A 13556-nucleotide genomic window follows, 5' to 3' on the forward strand; every position below is an offset into this window, starting at 1 on the left:
AGGCTATGCCCCTCCTTGACGCCATACAAGCACCACGTTCCGTCACATGTTGAAGTAGGCTCCGCCCTTCTCTCGGGCGCGCTGCCATGCCGGACGGGCGTGGATCGCCGCAACGAATGCAGCAAGCTTGGGCAGGCCTGCTCCTGCACCCTGCATGACCGCGACTTCCGCCGGGAAGCTCAGCATCACGTCGGCTCCCGTCCAGCTGTCGCCGATAAAATGGCCCGAGGGCCGCAAGATCTGCTCCATGTATCCGAAGTGCGCTGCAAGTTGTTCCGCAATGCGCGGCTGCAGGGGGGCGGCTGCCTCCCCAAGGCGAGAGGTATAGAGTTGGAGCAGAACCGGCGTCATCGCCGAGCCTTCGGCGAAATGCATCAGTTCAAGATGCCGCAAGGCATCGTCGGACCCAGCGGTCGGCAGCCACGCGCCGTTGCCGTAGCGCTCACAAAGAACCTGCACGATCGCGCCGGATTCCTCGATCACGCGGCCATCGATCTCGAGCAGCGGCGATTTGCCCAGGGGATGGACAGCCTTGAGCTCGGGCGGGGCAAGATTGGTCACGGCATCACGCTGGTAATGCCGGATCTCGTAATCGACGCCCAGTTCTTCGAGCAGCCAGAGCACTCGCTGCGAGCGGCTGTTGTTGAGATGGTGGACGATGATGCTCACGACGATTCTCCCGATGATTTAATCGCAAGGTTAAGCGCCATGTCACGGAACGCAAACAAAAAGCCCGCGTGTTCCTGCCGGGGAACACGCGGGCCTTTTGGACTGGCCAGCAGTTGCAGATTGCCCGCAACTGCCGCCTTGAAGGATCAGATGTCGTCGTCCGCGTCCGGGCCCGCCATCAGTCCTTCGGCAACCTGCTCGGTGCGACCGCGGATCGCGGCTTCGAGGCGGCTGCAAAGTTCGGAATTTTCGCGCAGGAAGTTCTTGGCGTTCTCACGCCCCTGCCCGATGCGAATGGAGTCATAGCTGAACCAGGCGCCCGACTTCTCGACCAGGCCGGCCTTGACCCCGAGATCGAGAATTTCGCCGATCTTCGAAATGCCTTCGCCATACATGATGTCGAACTCGACTTGCTTGAACGGTGGGGCGACCTTGTTCTTGACCACTTTCACGCGCGTGGCGTTGCCGACGATTTCGTCACGATCCTTGATCTGTCCGGTGCGGCGGATGTCGAGGCGGACCGAGGCGTAGAACTTGAGCGCGTTGCCTCCCGTGGTCGTCTCGGGATTGCCGTACATCACGCCGATCTTCATGCGCAGCTGGTTGATGAAGATCACCATGCAGCGCGACCGACTGATCGAGCCGGTCAGCTTGCGCAGCGACTGGCTCATCAGGCGGGCCTGCAAGCCGACGTGGCTGTCGCCCATCTCGCCTTCGATTTCCGCACGCGGCACCAGCGCGGCGACCGAGTCCACCACCAGCACGTCGATCGCATTGGAGCGCACCAGCGTATCGACGATCTCGAGCGCCTGTTCACCTGTGTCAGGCTGCGAAACGATCAATTCGTCGATGTTGACGCCAAGTTTGCGGGCATAGACCGGATCGAGCGCGTGTTCGGCATCGATGAACGCGGCCGTGCCGCCACCCTTCTGTGCTTCTGCAATCACGTGCAGCGCAAGCGTGGTCTTGCCCGAGCTTTCCGGGCCATAGACTTCGATCACGCGACCGCGCGGCAGGCCGCCGACGCCGAGCGCGATGTCGAGACCCAGCGAACCCGTGGAAATGGCTTCCACCTGCATCGCTTCCTTCGAACCCAGCTTCATTGCCGAGCCCTTGCCGAACGCGCGGTCAATCTGCGCAAGCGCGGCGTCGAGCGCCTTCTGACGATCCATGTCCTTGGTCTTACCTTCCTCGATGAGCTTGAGCTGAGCCGCCATGGCTTCGTTTCCCTTGCTAGAGTTGGCTCACATGAACCGTCAACAAGGGTTATGTACCCTTTGTGTTCTCATGGAACAAGAGGGGAACGAGATTTTTTCTCCGCAATGGAGACAACACCCGGCAAACCTCTAGACCGGAAGGCGAATTCCGTCACGCCACGGCCCTCCATCCCTGTGGGAAAGCCCGCAATTCCGGAAGATGACCGCGACCGAAACTGCTTCGGGAATGAAATAACCGGCTGCAGAGCAGGGCTTTTGATTCGCCTGCTCCACAGCCGGTCCGCTGATCGTGTCCTGATGCGTTCGATTTACACTACGCCAAACGCCAGCATGGCATCGGCCACCTTCTTGAAGCCCGCAATATTGGCCCCCTTTACATAGTCGATATAACCGCCACCCTGGTCGCCATAGGCAAGGCAGGACTTGTGGATTCCCGCCATGATGTCCTTGAGCATCTGCTGGAGTTCCTCTTCCTTCCACGAACGACGCTCGGAGTTCTGGCTCATCTCGAGACCCGAGACAGCGACGCCACCGGCATTCGAGGCTTTGCCCGGCGCGTAGAGGATCTTGGCCGCCTTGAACACATGCACACCTTCCAGATCGGTCGGCATGTTCGCGCCTTCCGCCACGGCCTTGCAGCCATTGGCGATCAACGTCCGCGCATCGGCCCCCAGCAATTCGTTCTGCGTGGCGCAGGGCAGCGCCACGTCGCAGGGCACGTCCCACGGGGTCTTGCCGGCATGGAAGGTCGCGTGCGGATAGGCTTCGACATATTCCTCGATCCTGCCACGCCGGTGCGTCTTGTGGCTTTTCACCCAATCGATCTTTTCCTGATCGATGCCGTCCGGATCGTGGATGTAGCCGCCCGAATCCGACAGCGTCAGCACCTTGCCACCCAGTTGCACGATCTTCTCGGCCGCATGCGTCGCCACATTGCCCGAGCCGGAAATCACCGCGGTCTTGCCCGTCAGGTCTTCGCCTCGCGTCGCCAGCATGTTGGCAAGGAAATAGACCGCGCCATAACCTGTCGCCTCAGTGCGGATCAGCGAGCCGCCCCATTCAAGGCCCTTGCCCGTCAGCACGCCGGTGAAGTTGTTGGTGATGCGCTTGTACTGGCCGAACATGTAGCCGATCTCGCGTCCGCCCACGCCGATGTCACCTGCCGGCACGTCGATGTCGGCGCCGATGTGGCGATATAGCTCGGTCATGAAGCTCTGGCAGAAGCGCATGATCTCGCGCACGCTCTTGCCCTTGGGATTGAAGTTCGATCCGCCCTTGCCCCCGCCCATCGGAAGGCCGGTCAACGCGTTCTTGAATGTCTGCTCGAAAGCAAGAAACTTCAGTACCGATTCCGTGACCGACGGGTGGAAGCGGATGCCGCCCTTATAGGGGCCGATCGCGTTGTTGTTCTGCACGCGCCACCCGCGCTGCACGCGAACGTTGCCCTTGTCGTCCTCCCAGCACACGCGGAAGGAAACCACCCGGTCCGGTTCGGCAATGCGCCGCAGGATCTGCTGGGCGTGGTACTCTTCCTTGTCCTGGATGAACTCGAAGATGTCTTCGGCAACTTCCTGCACGGCCTGGACAAATTCGGGTTGATAGGGATTGCGCTTCTTCACGCCCTCCATGAACGTCGGCAAGTCGACATGATCGGAAACGGCCACGGTACTCTCCCCTGTGCGAAGCCTTTGAAGCTTCAATGGTGGCAAGTGCGGCCCGGTCACGCGTCTTCGGCCTCAAAGGTCCGAGTCGCGCTATTATGGAAATGCAGCTTAGCGTCTTTTGCGCGGCACAAAAGCGCGGATGCTGTTGATCAGCGCCCCTCGGGTTCGGTCGATTTCTTCTTCGTGAACATCTTGTCCAGCGCGGCCTTCACCGATTCTCCGGCAGCAGCCTCGCCCTTTGAGGGATCGGCGACAAAATCGGCCTGCTCTTCGGTCTTCGCAGCTTCAGGCTCCGGCGCAACAACGGATTCTTCAGGCTTTGCCACAAGCGGACCAAGCAGCTTCGTCAGACCGCCGATCTGTTCGGCCAGAACCTTGTCGACTGCAGGAGCGATCGTGTCGGTCTTGTAGCGCATGTAGCCACCGACGACATACTCCCACAGGATGCGCGCGCCCTTGCCGTCGGCCCCGTCAACGGGCTTGAACGTCACGGTCATCGTGCCGTTGACCGCCTCGGACTGCAGCGGACCAAGCGCGCCTGCAAGTCGCAGGGCCCGATCCGGCTCGGCATAGATCACGCGCATGTGCATGACCGAGCCCGCCTTTTGCGTGGCGGCCGCTCCCTTGGGCACCGGCATCTTTTCGCAGAAGCAGCCATTGGCAACGGGATCGAGCGTCATGTTCGCCGCTTCGCCCGAGAAAGTGTGTGCGCTGCTCCACCACTGCGCGGGCGTCGTGAAAGCCCTCCAGGCTTCGGCAGGCGTTGCCTTGACTTCGCCCGTTACCCGGACGACGAAGCCGGCCTCGCTCTTCTGGACGACTTCCGCCGATGCAGGAACGGCGGAGCCGATGAGCCCCGCCGCCAGAAGTATCAACACTTTGCGCATCGCCAAGCCTCCGTCCGCGCCACGACGGGCGGATTTCAGCGATGCTTAGCGTGCCGCGAGGATTGCCTCAATGGCTGCCGTGACCGAGTCCATCTCGGCCATGCCGTCCACACGTGCCACGATGCCCTTGGCTTCGTAGATCGGCAGGATCGGCGCGGTCTTGGCGCGGTATTCGGCCATGCGCGTGCGCACGGTTTCCTCGTTGTCGTCAGGTCGGCGCTTGAAGTCATGGGCACCGCACTTGTCGCAAGTGCCTTCGACAGCCGGCTTCTCGAACGTGTCGTGATAGCCCTTGCCGCACGATGCACAGGTGTAGCGGCCAGTGATACGCTCGACGAGGGCGTCCTCGTTGACGTCAAGCTCGATCACGTGGTCAAGCTTGCGACCCCGGCTCTCGAGGATCGCCTCAAGCGAAGCCGCCTGCGGTGCCGTGCGCGGATAGCCATCGAATATCGCACCCTGGCCCGGTGCCATCGCGTCAAGTTCGTCACCGATCAGCGCCGAGACGATCTCGTCAGATACGAGCTGGCCCGCCTCCATCACTGCCTTGGCCTGAAGACCCACGGGGGTCTGCGCCTTCACGGCGGCACGCAGCATGTCGCCGGTCGACAGCTGCTTCATGCCGTGGCGTTCGACCAGGCGGTGCGCCTGCGTCCCCTTGCCCGCGCCCGGAGGCCCCAACAGGATGATGTTCACCAATTCGCTCCCCTCTCGGCCTCGCCTGTCAGCGCAGCCGCCCCTTCAGTTTGGCCTTCTTGATAAGGTCGCCATACTGGTGCGCCAGCAAATGCGACTGGATCTGCGTGATCGTATCCACGGTCACGTTGACGACGATCAGCAGGCTGGTGCCGCCGAAGAACAGCGTTCCCATGCCTGTTTCGGCCATGATGAACTCGGGCACAACACAGACCATAGTAATATATGCAGCGCCCAGAACCGTGATCCGCGTCAGCACGTAATCCAGGTAGTTCTGGGTGTTCTTGCCCGGACGGATACCGGGGATGAACCCGCCATTCTTCTTGAGATTCTCGGCCGTCTCTTCCGGGTTGAACACCACGGCAGTGTAGAAGAACGAGAAGAAGATGATGCCCAGCGCGTAGAACAGCATGTAGAGCGGCTTGCCGTGACCCAGATACTGGTTCAGCGAGACGATTACCTGCCCCATCGTGGTGTCGGGCGAGATCGAGTTCCCGGCGAACTGTGTGATCGTCAGCGGCAGCAGCAGCAGCGAACTGGCGAAAATCGGCGGGATCACGCCCGCGGTGTTGAGCTTGAGCGGCAGATGGCTGCGGTCGGCATTCATCATGCCGCGCTGCGTGGCACGCTTGGGGTACTGGATCAGCAGGCGGCGGCTCGCGCGCTCGATGAAGCAGATGGCAAGCACCAGGCCGATCAGCATGATCACGATGCCGACGATCAGGAATGGCGAAATCGATCCCGTGCGTCCGCCCTCGAACAGGTTGCCGAAGAATTTCGGCAGCTGCGCGACGATGCCGGCCATGATGATGAGTGAAACGCCGTTGCCGATCCCGCGCGATGTGATCTGCTCACCCAGCCACAGCAGGAACATGGTTCCGCCGATCAACGAGACGACTGCGCCTACGCGGAAGAGCATGCCGGGGTTGACCACAGCCTGCAGTCCGCTCGACGCGCCGTAGGCCTCGAGACCGGAGGCCAGCACCCAACCCTGAATGGCAGTCAACAGCACCGCCCCGTAGCGCGTGTACTGGTTGAGCTTCTTGCGCCCGCTTTCGCCTTCCTTCTTCATCGCCGCAAGCGAGGGATGAAGAGAGGCGGCAAGCTGCACCACGATCGAAGCGGTGATGTAGGGCATCACGCCCAGCGCGATCAGGCTCATGCGCTCGAGCGAACCGCCCGAGAAAGCATTGAAGATGTCGAGAACGCCACCACGCGTCTGGTCGTACAGCGTCTCCATGATCAGCGGGTTCACACCCGGCAGCGGCACGAAGCTGAGGAACCGGAAGACGATGAGCGCGCCCACCGTGAACCAGATACGCTTCTTGAGCTCGGTCGCCTTGGAGAAGTTGGCCAGACTGAGGTTGCTGGCGATGTTGTCGGCGCGTGATGCCATTTCGGGGGTTCAAGCCTTGCTGTGAGACTGCCATCTGCGATTGGCGCAGCGGCGCGTCTTCATCCTGTCGAGCTAGCCCATATAGTGCGGATTCGCGGATGTCGAACCCGGGCAATGCCAAAATCCCCGCCCGTGTGGCGGGCGGGGACTGCAATGCTTCACTTGGCCTGCTTGTTGGCCTCGCGGCGAGCGGTCTTCTTTTCGTGCTCGCTGGGCTGCGCCTCGGGCAGTTCCACCGAACCGCCGGCCTTCTGCACGGCCTCGAGAGCGCCCTTGCTGACGCCGTCGACCTTGAAGGCGACCTTGGCGGTGAAATCACCCTTGCCGAGCAGGCGCACGCCGTCCTTGCCGCCACGGGCAAGACCGGCAGCCTTGAGCGCCGCGTGATCGACCGGAGCCGACACATCGAGCTTGCCGGCGTCGATCATCTTCTGGATCATGCCCAGGTTAACTTCAGCGAAGTCCTTGGCGAAGATGTTGTTAAAGCCACGCTTCGGGATGCGCATGTGAAGCGGCATCTGGCCGCCTTCAAAGCCGTTGATCGAAACGCCCGAGCGCGCCTTGGCACCCTTCTGGCCGCGACCGGCAGTCTTGCCCTTGCCCGAGCCGATGCCACGGCCAACGCGCATGCGACCCTTGCGGGCGCCATTGTTGTCGGAGAGTTCGTTCAGTTTCATGTCGTGCACTCGCTTTCGCTTTTGTCGCGCTGAATGGAAGGGGCGCCCTTAGGACAAAGCCACAGGCGTGTCACCCCCAATAAGAGACGCACAGGCCCCATCGCACCGGCGTTTTTCAAATGGAAAACCCCGGCACTGGGCCGGGGTGTTCCGTAATCCCGCAATGGAACCGCTGATCAGTCGACCACGGCCACCATGTGGGGAAGCTTGGCAATGGCGCCGCGCACTTCAGCCGTGTCTTCCAACTCGACGACGCGATGCATCTTGCCCAAACCCAGGCCGACCAGAATCTTCTTCTGGCTCTCCGGGCGACGGATCGGCGAACCGATCTGCTTGATCTTGATCGTAGCCATGACCGATTACTCCGTGATGGCGTCGGCAGCGGCTTCGGCTTCCACCGAGGTGGCGCCGCCGCGACCGAGCAGATCGGCAACCTTCTTGCCACGACGCTGGGCAACCGACTTCGGCGAAGTCTGGTTGACGAGCGCGTCGAAGGTTGCGCGGATCATGTTGTAGGGGTTCGAGGTGCCGACCGACTTGGTCACCACGTCGGCAACGCCGAGGCTCTCGAAGACTGCGCGCATCGGACCACCGGCGATGATGCCGGTACCGGCCGGAGCCGTACGCAGGTTGACCTTGCCGGCGCCGAAACGGCCCTTGCCGTCATGGTGCAGGGTGCGGCCTTCCTTGAGCGGCACGCGGACCATCGCGCGCTTCGCAGCGGCAGTAGCCTTGGTGATCGCTTCAGGAACTTCGCGGGCCTTGCCCTTGCCGAAGCCTGCACGGCCCTTGCCGTCGCCGACCACGACGAGCGCAGCAAAGCCGAAGCGCTTGCCGCCCTTCACGGTCTTCGAGACGCGGTTGATGTGGACGAGCTTTTCGATCAGCTCCTCACCACCGTCTTCGTCGTTGTTGCCACGGCCACGGCGGTCGTCACGACGGCCACGGTTTCCACCGCGATCGTTGTTGCCACCGCGATCGTTGCCACCACGGCCGCGACCACGGCCACGACCTTCACGCTGCGGCTCACCGCCGGTCGCTTCCGCGACGACGGCGACTTCGCCTTCCAGGTTGGTTTCGTCAGCCATCATCAGAACTCCAGGCCGCCTTCGCGGGCAGCATCAGCCAGCGCCTTGACGCGGCCATGGAACAGGAAGCCGCCGCGATCGAACACGACGGTGGTAACGCCGGCAGCCTTGGCCTTCTCGGCGATCTCGGAGCCGACCTTGGCTGCAGCAGCCACGTTCGCGCCGATCGACTTTTCGCCCTTCACGAGCGTCGAGGCGGCAGCGATCGTACGGCCCTGCGCATCGTCGATGATCTGGGCGTAGATGTGGCGGCCCGAACGGTGGACCGACAGACGAGGACGGCCACCCGAACGCGCCTTGAGGGCGGTGCGAACACGCAGGCGGCGGCGTGCGAAGAGAGACAGCTTTGCCATTACTTCTTCTTCCCTTCCTTGCGGAAGATAAACTCGCCGCGGTACTTGATACCCTTGCCCTTGTAAGGCTCAGGCTTGCGCCAGCGACGGATCTCTGCGGCGACCTGGCCGACCTTCTGCTTGTCGATACCCGAGATTTCCACCGTAGTGTTGTCAGGGGTCTTGATCTCGATGCCTTCCGGCACCGCGAAATCGACATCGTGGCTGTAGCCAAGCTGCAGCTTCAGGTTCTTGCCCTGCGAGTTGGCACGGTAGCCGACACCGGTGATCTCGAGGACCTTGGTGTAGCCCTGCGTAACGCCGGTCACGAGGTTGTCGACGAGGGTGCGCTGCATGCCCCAGAAGGCACGCGCCGCCTTGGTGTCGTTTGCAGGCTTCACGAGGATCGTGTCGCCATCGACGGTGTAGCTGATTTCGTCACGGAGCGTGAGCGTCAGGGTGCCCTTGGGGCCCTTAACAGTCAGCACGCCGTCCGCGATGTTCGCAGTGACGCCACCGGGGATCGTCACCGGCTTCTTGCCGATGCGGCTCATCAGAACACCTCCGCAAGCACTTCGCCGCCGACGTTGGCAGCGCGTGCTTCGGCATCCGAAAGCACGCCCTTCGGCGTCGAGACGATGGTGATGCCAAGGCCGTTGCGGATCACCGGAAGTTCCTTGGAACCCGAGTAGACGCGGCGGCCAGGCTTGGAGACACGGGCAACATGCTTGATTGCAGGCTGGCCCTCGAAATACTTGAGCTCGATGCGCAGCTGCGGGTGGGCGCCGGTGGCGTCCTCCGAGAAACCGCGGATGTAGCCTTCACGCTGAAGGACTTCGAGCACGTGTGCACGCAGCTTGGAAGCAGGCGAAAGGACCGAGTCCTTCTTTGCCTGCTGGCCGTTGCGGATGCGGGTGAGCATATCACCCAGGGGGTCGGTCATAGCCATCGGATGATCCTTACCAGCTCGACTTGGTCACGCCGGGGATAAGCCCCTTGTTGGCGAGATCGCGCAGCTCGATTCGGCACAGGCCGAACTTGCGGTAGTAGCCGCGCGGGCGACCGGTCGTGGCGCAACGGTTGCGCACCCGGGTCGGGTTCGCGTTGCGGGGAAGCTCGGCCATCTTGAGACGGGCGATCAGGCGCTCGGTTTCATCGAGCGACTCATCGTCGGCAACGGCCTTCAACGCGGCGTACTTTGCCGCGTACTTCACGACGAGCTTCTTGCGACGCTCGTTCTTGTTGATGGAACTCAGTTTCGCCATGGACTTAAGCTCTCTTCTTCAAATCAGGGTCACGCGGCCTGCTGCTCTTCAGCAGCTTCCTGCGGGAACGGGAAACCGAACAGGCGGAGCAGCTCGCGCGCTTCGTCGTCAGTCTTCGCGGTGGTGGTGACGATGATGTCCATCCCGCGCACCTTCTCGATCTGGTCGTAGCTGATCTCCGGGAAGATGATCTGCTCCTTCAGACCCATCGCGTAGTTGCCGCGGCCGTCGAACGACTTCGGGTTCAAACCACGAAAGTCGCGGATGCGGGGCATTGCGATGGTGATCAGGCGGTCGAGGAATTCATACATACGTTCGCGGCGCAGGGTGACCTTGCAACCGATTGGCATGCCTTCACGCAGCTTGAACTGCGCGATCGACTTCTTCGCCTTGGTGATGACGGGCTTCTGGCCAGCGATCAGCTCCATTTCGGCAGCAGCGGTCGTGACCTTCTTCTTGTCCTGGCTCGCTTCGCCCACGCCCATGTTGAGCGTGATCTTTTCGATGCGCGGGATCTCCATCGCGTTCTTGTAGCCGAACTTGGCCTGCATCGCCTGAGCGATTTCGGCATCATACTTCGACCGCATACGCGGCGTATACTTATCAGCCATCGATGGCCTCCCCGGACTTCACGGCCACACGGACCTTCTTGCCGTCCTTGGTTTCGAAGCGGACGCGGGTGGGCTTGCCATCCTTGTCGGCGACCGAAACCTTGGAGATGTGCAGCGGAGCCTCGAAGCGGTCGATTCCGCCCTGTGGGTTCTGCTGGCTGGGCTTGCGGTGACGGGCAGCGATATTGATACCGCCGACGACGACCTTGTCATCCTTCGGAAGGACCTGGAGGACGGTGCCGGTACGGCCCTTGTCCTTGCCCGAACGAACGACGACGGTGTCGCCCTTCTTGATCTTAGCGGAAGCCATCAGAGCACCTCCGGCGCAAGGCTGATGATCTTCATGAAGCCCTTGGCGCGCAGTTCGCGAACCACGGGTCCGAAGATACGCGTGCCGATCGGCTCTTCGTTCTTGCCGACGAGCACAGCGGCGTTGCCGTCAAAGCGGATGACGCTGCCATCGGCGCGACGCACGTCCTTGCGGGTACGCACGATCACGGCGCGGTGAACGTCGCCCTTCTTAACGCGGGCGCGGGGCTGCGCCTCCTTGACCGACACCACGATGATGTCGCCAACGCTCGCGAACCGACGCTTGGAGCCACCCAGTACCTTGATGCACTGGACGCGCTTTGCGCCGCTGTTGTCCGCGACGTCGAGATTGGATTGCATCTGGATCATTGATCCGGTTCCTTCTCACTGGCTTGCCGGAACCAGTCCGGCAGTTCCAAATTGTCGCTGTAGCTCAGACGTCCGCTTCGATTGCGGTGCCCTTGCCGGCCTGGACGCGGTCGATGACCTTCCACGTCTTCAGCTTCGAGATCGGCGCGGTTTCTTCGATGCGCACGGTCTCGCCGGTCTTGAAGGCATTCGCCTCGTCATGGGCGTGATACTTCTTCGAGCGGCGGATGATCTTCCCGTAGAGCGGGTGCTTCACCTTGCGCTCGACCTTCACGACCACCGTCTTGTCGGTCTTGTCGGACACCACGGTCCCGACCAGAATACGCTTGGGCATACTAGCTTCCTTACGCCTGGGCCGACTGAGAACGCTCAGTCTGCAGCGTCTTGATGCGCGCGATGTCGCGACGAACTTCCTTGATGCGCGCAGGGCGCTCAAGCTGGTTCGTTGCGGCCTGGAAACGCAGGTTGAACTGTTCGCGCTTCAGCTCGGCGAGATCAGCAGAAAGCTGGTCGTCGCTCTTGACGCGAAGGTCTTCGAACTTGGCCATCGTCTTTCCTCCTTACTCGCCGCCAAGGTGCGAAGTGTCACCCAGGCGGGCGACGACCTTCGTCTTGATCGGCAGCTTCATCGCAGCGCGGCTGAACGCCTCGGCAGCGAGCGGACCCGGAACGCCATCCAGTTCGAACAGGATGCGACCCGGCTTCACGCGGGCTGCCCAGTATTCGATCGAACCCTTGCCCTTGCCCTGGCGGACTTCAGCAGGCTTCTTCGACACAGGCACGTCGGGGAACACGCGGATCCACAGACGGCCCTGACGGCGAATGTGGCGGGTGATCGCGCGGCGGGCCGCTTCGATCTGGCGCGCGGTGACCCGCTCGGGCTCCAGGGCCTTGAGGCCGTAGGAGCCGAAGTTCAGGTCCGTACCGCCCTTGGCCAGGCCGTGGATACGGCCCTTGAAGGTCTTGCGGAACTTGGTCTTCTTCGGTTGCAGCATGGTGCTTCTCTACCCTCGAGGCTCAGCGTGCCGGACGGACGCCGGAAGTCTGGGCTTCCATCATCAGTCGGTCCTGCGCCATCGGATCGTGACCGAGGATCTCACCCTTGAAGATCCAGGTCTTGATGCCGATCACGCCATAGGCGGTGTGGGCTTCGGCTTCCGCGTAGTCGATGTTCGCGCGCAGCGTGTGCAGCGGAACGCGACCTTCGCGGTACCATTCGACGCGGGCGATTTCAGCACCGCCGAGACGGCCACCGCAAGTGATCTTAATGCCTTCAGCACCAAGACGCAGCGCCGACTGCACCGCGCGCTTCATAGCACGACGGAAGGCAACGCGGCGGACCAGCTGGTCGGCAATGCCCTGGGCGACGAGCTTGCTGTCGATTTCCGGCTTGCGGATTTCGACGATGTTCAGCTTGACGTCGCTGCCGGTCATCGTGGCAAGCTTCGAGCGAAGCTTCTCGATGTCGGCGCCCTTCTTGCCGATGATGACACCCGGACGGGCGGCATAGATCGACACGCGGCAAAGCTTGGCGGGACGCTCGATCACCACCTTCGAGATCGCCGCCTGCGGCAGGTTCTCGACGATGAACTTGCGGATCTCAAGGTCTTCCTTGAGCATCTGCGCGTAGTTGCGACCTTCGGCGTACCAGCGGCTGTCCCAGGTACGGTTGATCTGCAGGCGCAGACCGATGGGGTTCGACTTGTGACCCATGATCAGGCCTCCTCAACTTCGCGGACCACGATCCGCAGCCGCGAGAACGGCTTCAGGATGCGGGTCGACTTGCCGCGACCACGGGTGTGGAAGCGCTTCATCGTTACCGACTTGCCAACCGAGGCCTCGGCCACGACGAGCGCGTCGACGTCGAGGTTGTGGTTGTTTTCCGCGTTGGCGATCGCCGAAGCGAGAACCTTGCGTGCGTCAACCGCCATACCCTTCTTCGAGAAGGACAGGATGTTCATGGCTTCTTCGGCCTTCTTGCCGCGGATCAGACCGGCGACGAGGTTGAGCTTCTGGGCCGAACCACGGATCGTGGTACCGACGGCCAGGGCTTCCTTGTCACCGACGCGGCGGGGAGCTGCAGGCTTGCTCATCAGCGCTTGCCCTTCTTGTCAGCGGCGTGGCCCGGGAAGGTGCGCGTGGGCGCGAATTCACCGAGCTTGTGGCCGACCATCTCTTCCGAGACGGAGACGGGAATGAACTTGTGACCGTTGTAGACGTTGAACGTCAGTCCAACGAACTGCGGCAGAATGGTCGAACGACGCGACCATGTCTTGATCGGGCCAGCGCGAGATCCTGCATCCTGAGCCACTTCGGCCTTCTTCAGGAGATGCAGGTCGACGAAGGGGCCCTTCCAGACGGAACGTGCCATGGGGT

At 62.1% G+C, this 13556-nt stretch carries 22 protein-coding genes; all 22 read right to left on the bottom strand.

Going from position 1 to position 13556, the window contains the following annotated elements:
- Positions 1-42: 42 nt before the first annotated feature.
- A complete protein-coding gene (locus tag AC2A04_RS11575; RefSeq protein ID WP_484212493.1) occupies positions 43-669 on the bottom strand; it encodes a glutathione S-transferase family protein in 627 nt (208 codons plus the stop codon).
- 146 nt (positions 670-815) lie between these two features.
- Positions 816-1886, bottom strand: coding sequence for a recombinase RecA (gene recA / locus AC2A04_RS11580; RefSeq protein ID WP_484212494.1), 1071 nt, complete (start codon positions 1884-1886; stop codon positions 816-818).
- A gap of 308 nt (positions 1887-2194) precedes the next feature.
- Positions 2195-3550, bottom strand: a complete 1356-nt coding sequence (gdhA, locus tag AC2A04_RS11585) for an NADP-specific glutamate dehydrogenase (RefSeq protein WP_484212495.1) — start codon at positions 3548-3550, stop codon at positions 2195-2197.
- Between the two features lie 149 nt (positions 3551-3699).
- On the bottom strand, positions 3700-4437 hold the full coding sequence (locus tag AC2A04_RS11590) for an SRPBCC family protein (RefSeq protein WP_484212496.1): 738 nt from the start codon (positions 4435-4437) through the stop codon (positions 3700-3702).
- A 45-nt stretch (positions 4438-4482) separates the two neighbouring features.
- Positions 4483-5133, bottom strand: coding sequence for an adenylate kinase (locus tag AC2A04_RS11595; protein ID WP_484212497.1), 651 nt, complete (start codon positions 5131-5133; stop codon positions 4483-4485).
- 28 nt (positions 5134-5161) lie between these two features.
- Positions 5162-6529: a preprotein translocase subunit SecY gene (secY, locus tag AC2A04_RS11600; protein ID WP_484212498.1), complete on the bottom strand. Its 1368-nt coding sequence runs from the start codon at positions 6527-6529 to the stop codon at positions 5162-5164.
- A gap of 158 nt (positions 6530-6687) precedes the next feature.
- Entirely contained in the window at positions 6688-7206 is a 519-nt protein-coding gene (rplO, locus tag AC2A04_RS11605; protein ID WP_484212499.1) for a 50S ribosomal protein L15, read from the bottom strand.
- Positions 7207-7382: 176 nt separating this feature from the next.
- Entirely contained in the window at positions 7383-7559 is a 177-nt protein-coding gene (rpmD, locus tag AC2A04_RS11610; protein ID WP_084278955.1) for a 50S ribosomal protein L30, read from the bottom strand.
- Between the two features lie 6 nt (positions 7560-7565).
- On the bottom strand, positions 7566-8294 hold the full coding sequence (gene rpsE / locus AC2A04_RS11615) for a 30S ribosomal protein S5 (RefSeq protein WP_484212500.1): 729 nt from the start codon (positions 8292-8294) through the stop codon (positions 7566-7568).
- 2 nt (positions 8295-8296) lie between these two features.
- A complete protein-coding gene (gene rplR / locus AC2A04_RS11620; RefSeq protein ID WP_484212501.1) occupies positions 8297-8647 on the bottom strand; it encodes a 50S ribosomal protein L18 in 351 nt (116 codons plus the stop codon).
- Complete coding sequence (gene rplF / locus AC2A04_RS11625) at positions 8647-9180, bottom strand: 50S ribosomal protein L6 (protein ID WP_484212502.1); 534 nt, start codon at positions 9178-9180, stop codon at positions 8647-8649. The genes rplR and rplF overlap by 1 nt, the downstream gene beginning before the upstream one ends.
- Entirely contained in the window at positions 9180-9575 is a 396-nt protein-coding gene (rpsH, locus tag AC2A04_RS11630) for a 30S ribosomal protein S8 (protein ID WP_039334346.1), read from the bottom strand. The genes rplF and rpsH overlap by 1 nt, the downstream gene beginning before the upstream one ends.
- 10 nt (positions 9576-9585) lie before the next feature.
- Positions 9586-9891: a 30S ribosomal protein S14 gene (rpsN, locus tag AC2A04_RS11635; protein ID WP_484212503.1), complete on the bottom strand. Its 306-nt coding sequence runs from the start codon at positions 9889-9891 to the stop codon at positions 9586-9588.
- Positions 9892-9920: 29 nt separating this feature from the next.
- Positions 9921-10502, bottom strand: a complete 582-nt coding sequence (gene rplE / locus AC2A04_RS11640; RefSeq protein WP_484212504.1) for a 50S ribosomal protein L5 — start codon at positions 10500-10502, stop codon at positions 9921-9923.
- Positions 10495-10812 (bottom strand): 50S ribosomal protein L24, encoded by a 318-nt coding sequence (gene rplX, locus AC2A04_RS11645; RefSeq protein WP_484212505.1) that lies wholly within the window; start codon positions 10810-10812, stop codon positions 10495-10497. Before rplX ends, rplE begins: the two co-directional genes overlap by 8 nt.
- Positions 10812-11180 (bottom strand): 50S ribosomal protein L14, encoded by a 369-nt coding sequence (gene rplN, locus AC2A04_RS11650; protein WP_305616354.1) that lies wholly within the window; start codon positions 11178-11180, stop codon positions 10812-10814. Before rplN ends, rplX begins: the two co-directional genes overlap by 1 nt.
- A 64-nt stretch (positions 11181-11244) precedes the next feature.
- Positions 11245-11514: a 30S ribosomal protein S17 gene (rpsQ, locus tag AC2A04_RS11655; protein ID WP_011444916.1), complete on the bottom strand. Its 270-nt coding sequence runs from the start codon at positions 11512-11514 to the stop codon at positions 11245-11247.
- A 10-nt stretch (positions 11515-11524) separates the two neighbouring features.
- Complete coding sequence (rpmC, locus tag AC2A04_RS11660) at positions 11525-11728, bottom strand: 50S ribosomal protein L29 (protein ID WP_484212506.1); 204 nt, start codon at positions 11726-11728, stop codon at positions 11525-11527.
- Positions 11729-11740: 12 nt separating this feature from the next.
- Positions 11741-12175, bottom strand: a complete 435-nt coding sequence (rplP, locus tag AC2A04_RS11665) for a 50S ribosomal protein L16 (protein ID WP_144902025.1) — start codon at positions 12173-12175, stop codon at positions 11741-11743.
- 22 nt (positions 12176-12197) lie between these two features.
- On the bottom strand, positions 12198-12893 hold the full coding sequence (gene rpsC / locus AC2A04_RS11670) for a 30S ribosomal protein S3 (protein ID WP_484212507.1): 696 nt from the start codon (positions 12891-12893) through the stop codon (positions 12198-12200).
- A gap of 2 nt (positions 12894-12895) precedes the next feature.
- Positions 12896-13273: a 50S ribosomal protein L22 gene (gene rplV, locus AC2A04_RS11675; RefSeq protein WP_484212508.1), complete on the bottom strand. Its 378-nt coding sequence runs from the start codon at positions 13271-13273 to the stop codon at positions 12896-12898.
- Positions 13273-13551: a 30S ribosomal protein S19 gene (rpsS, locus tag AC2A04_RS11680; protein ID WP_185684756.1), complete on the bottom strand. Its 279-nt coding sequence runs from the start codon at positions 13549-13551 to the stop codon at positions 13273-13275. The genes rplV and rpsS overlap by 1 nt, the downstream gene beginning before the upstream one ends.
- Between the last annotated feature and the right edge of the window lie 5 nt (positions 13552-13556).

This window comes from Novosphingobium sp. HNCC26DJ243, from assembly GCF_057180545.1.

What these genes read in the sequence shown, in the direction of transcription:
- recA (WP_484212494.1), bottom strand. Translation starts at nt 1,886, where the DNA reads ATGGCGGCTCAGCTCAAGCTCATCGAGGAAGGTAAGACCAAGGACATG.
- AC2A04_RS11590 (WP_484212496.1), bottom strand. Translation starts at nt 4,437, where the DNA reads ATGCGCAAAGTGTTGATACTTCTGGCGGCGGGGCTCATCGGCTCCGCC.
- secY (WP_484212498.1), bottom strand. Translation starts at nt 6,529, where the DNA reads ATGGCATCACGCGCCGACAACATCGCCAGCAACCTCAGTCTGGCCAAC.
- rplO (WP_484212499.1), bottom strand. Translation starts at nt 7,206, where the DNA reads ATGAAACTGAACGAACTCTCCGACAACAATGGCGCCCGCAAGGGTCGC.
- rpmD (WP_084278955.1), bottom strand. Translation starts at nt 7,559, where the DNA reads ATGGCTACGATCAAGATCAAGCAGATCGGTTCGCCGATCCGTCGCCCG.
- rpsE (WP_484212500.1), bottom strand. Translation starts at nt 8,294, where the DNA reads ATGGCTGACGAAACCAACCTGGAAGGCGAAGTCGCCGTCGTCGCGGAA.
- rplR (WP_484212501.1), bottom strand. Translation starts at nt 8,647, where the DNA reads ATGGCAAAGCTGTCTCTCTTCGCACGCCGCCGCCTGCGTGTTCGCACC.
- rplF (WP_484212502.1), bottom strand. Translation starts at nt 9,180, where the DNA reads ATGAGCCGCATCGGCAAGAAGCCGGTGACGATCCCCGGTGGCGTCACT.
- rpsH (WP_039334346.1), bottom strand. Translation starts at nt 9,575, where the DNA reads ATGGCTATGACCGACCCCCTGGGTGATATGCTCACCCGCATCCGCAAC.
- rpsN (WP_484212503.1), bottom strand. Translation starts at nt 9,891, where the DNA reads ATGGCGAAACTGAGTTCCATCAACAAGAACGAGCGTCGCAAGAAGCTC.
- rplE (WP_484212504.1), bottom strand. Translation starts at nt 10,502, where the DNA reads ATGGCTGATAAGTATACGCCGCGTATGCGGTCGAAGTATGATGCCGAA.
- rplX (WP_484212505.1), bottom strand. Translation starts at nt 10,812, where the DNA reads ATGGCTTCCGCTAAGATCAAGAAGGGCGACACCGTCGTCGTTCGTTCG.
- rplN (WP_305616354.1), bottom strand. Translation starts at nt 11,180, where the DNA reads ATGATCCAGATGCAATCCAATCTCGACGTCGCGGACAACAGCGGCGCA.
- rpsQ (WP_011444916.1), bottom strand. Translation starts at nt 11,514, where the DNA reads ATGCCCAAGCGTATTCTGGTCGGGACCGTGGTGTCCGACAAGACCGAC.
- rpmC (WP_484212506.1), bottom strand. Translation starts at nt 11,728, where the DNA reads ATGGCCAAGTTCGAAGACCTTCGCGTCAAGAGCGACGACCAGCTTTCT.
- rplP (WP_144902025.1), bottom strand. Translation starts at nt 12,175, where the DNA reads ATGCTGCAACCGAAGAAGACCAAGTTCCGCAAGACCTTCAAGGGCCGT.
- rpsC (WP_484212507.1), bottom strand. Translation starts at nt 12,893, where the DNA reads ATGGGTCACAAGTCGAACCCCATCGGTCTGCGCCTGCAGATCAACCGT.
- rplV (WP_484212508.1), bottom strand. Translation starts at nt 13,273, where the DNA reads ATGAGCAAGCCTGCAGCTCCCCGCCGCGTCGGTGACAAGGAAGCCCTG.
- rpsS (WP_185684756.1), bottom strand. Translation starts at nt 13,551, where the DNA reads ATGGCACGTTCCGTCTGGAAGGGCCCCTTCGTCGACCTGCATCTCCTG.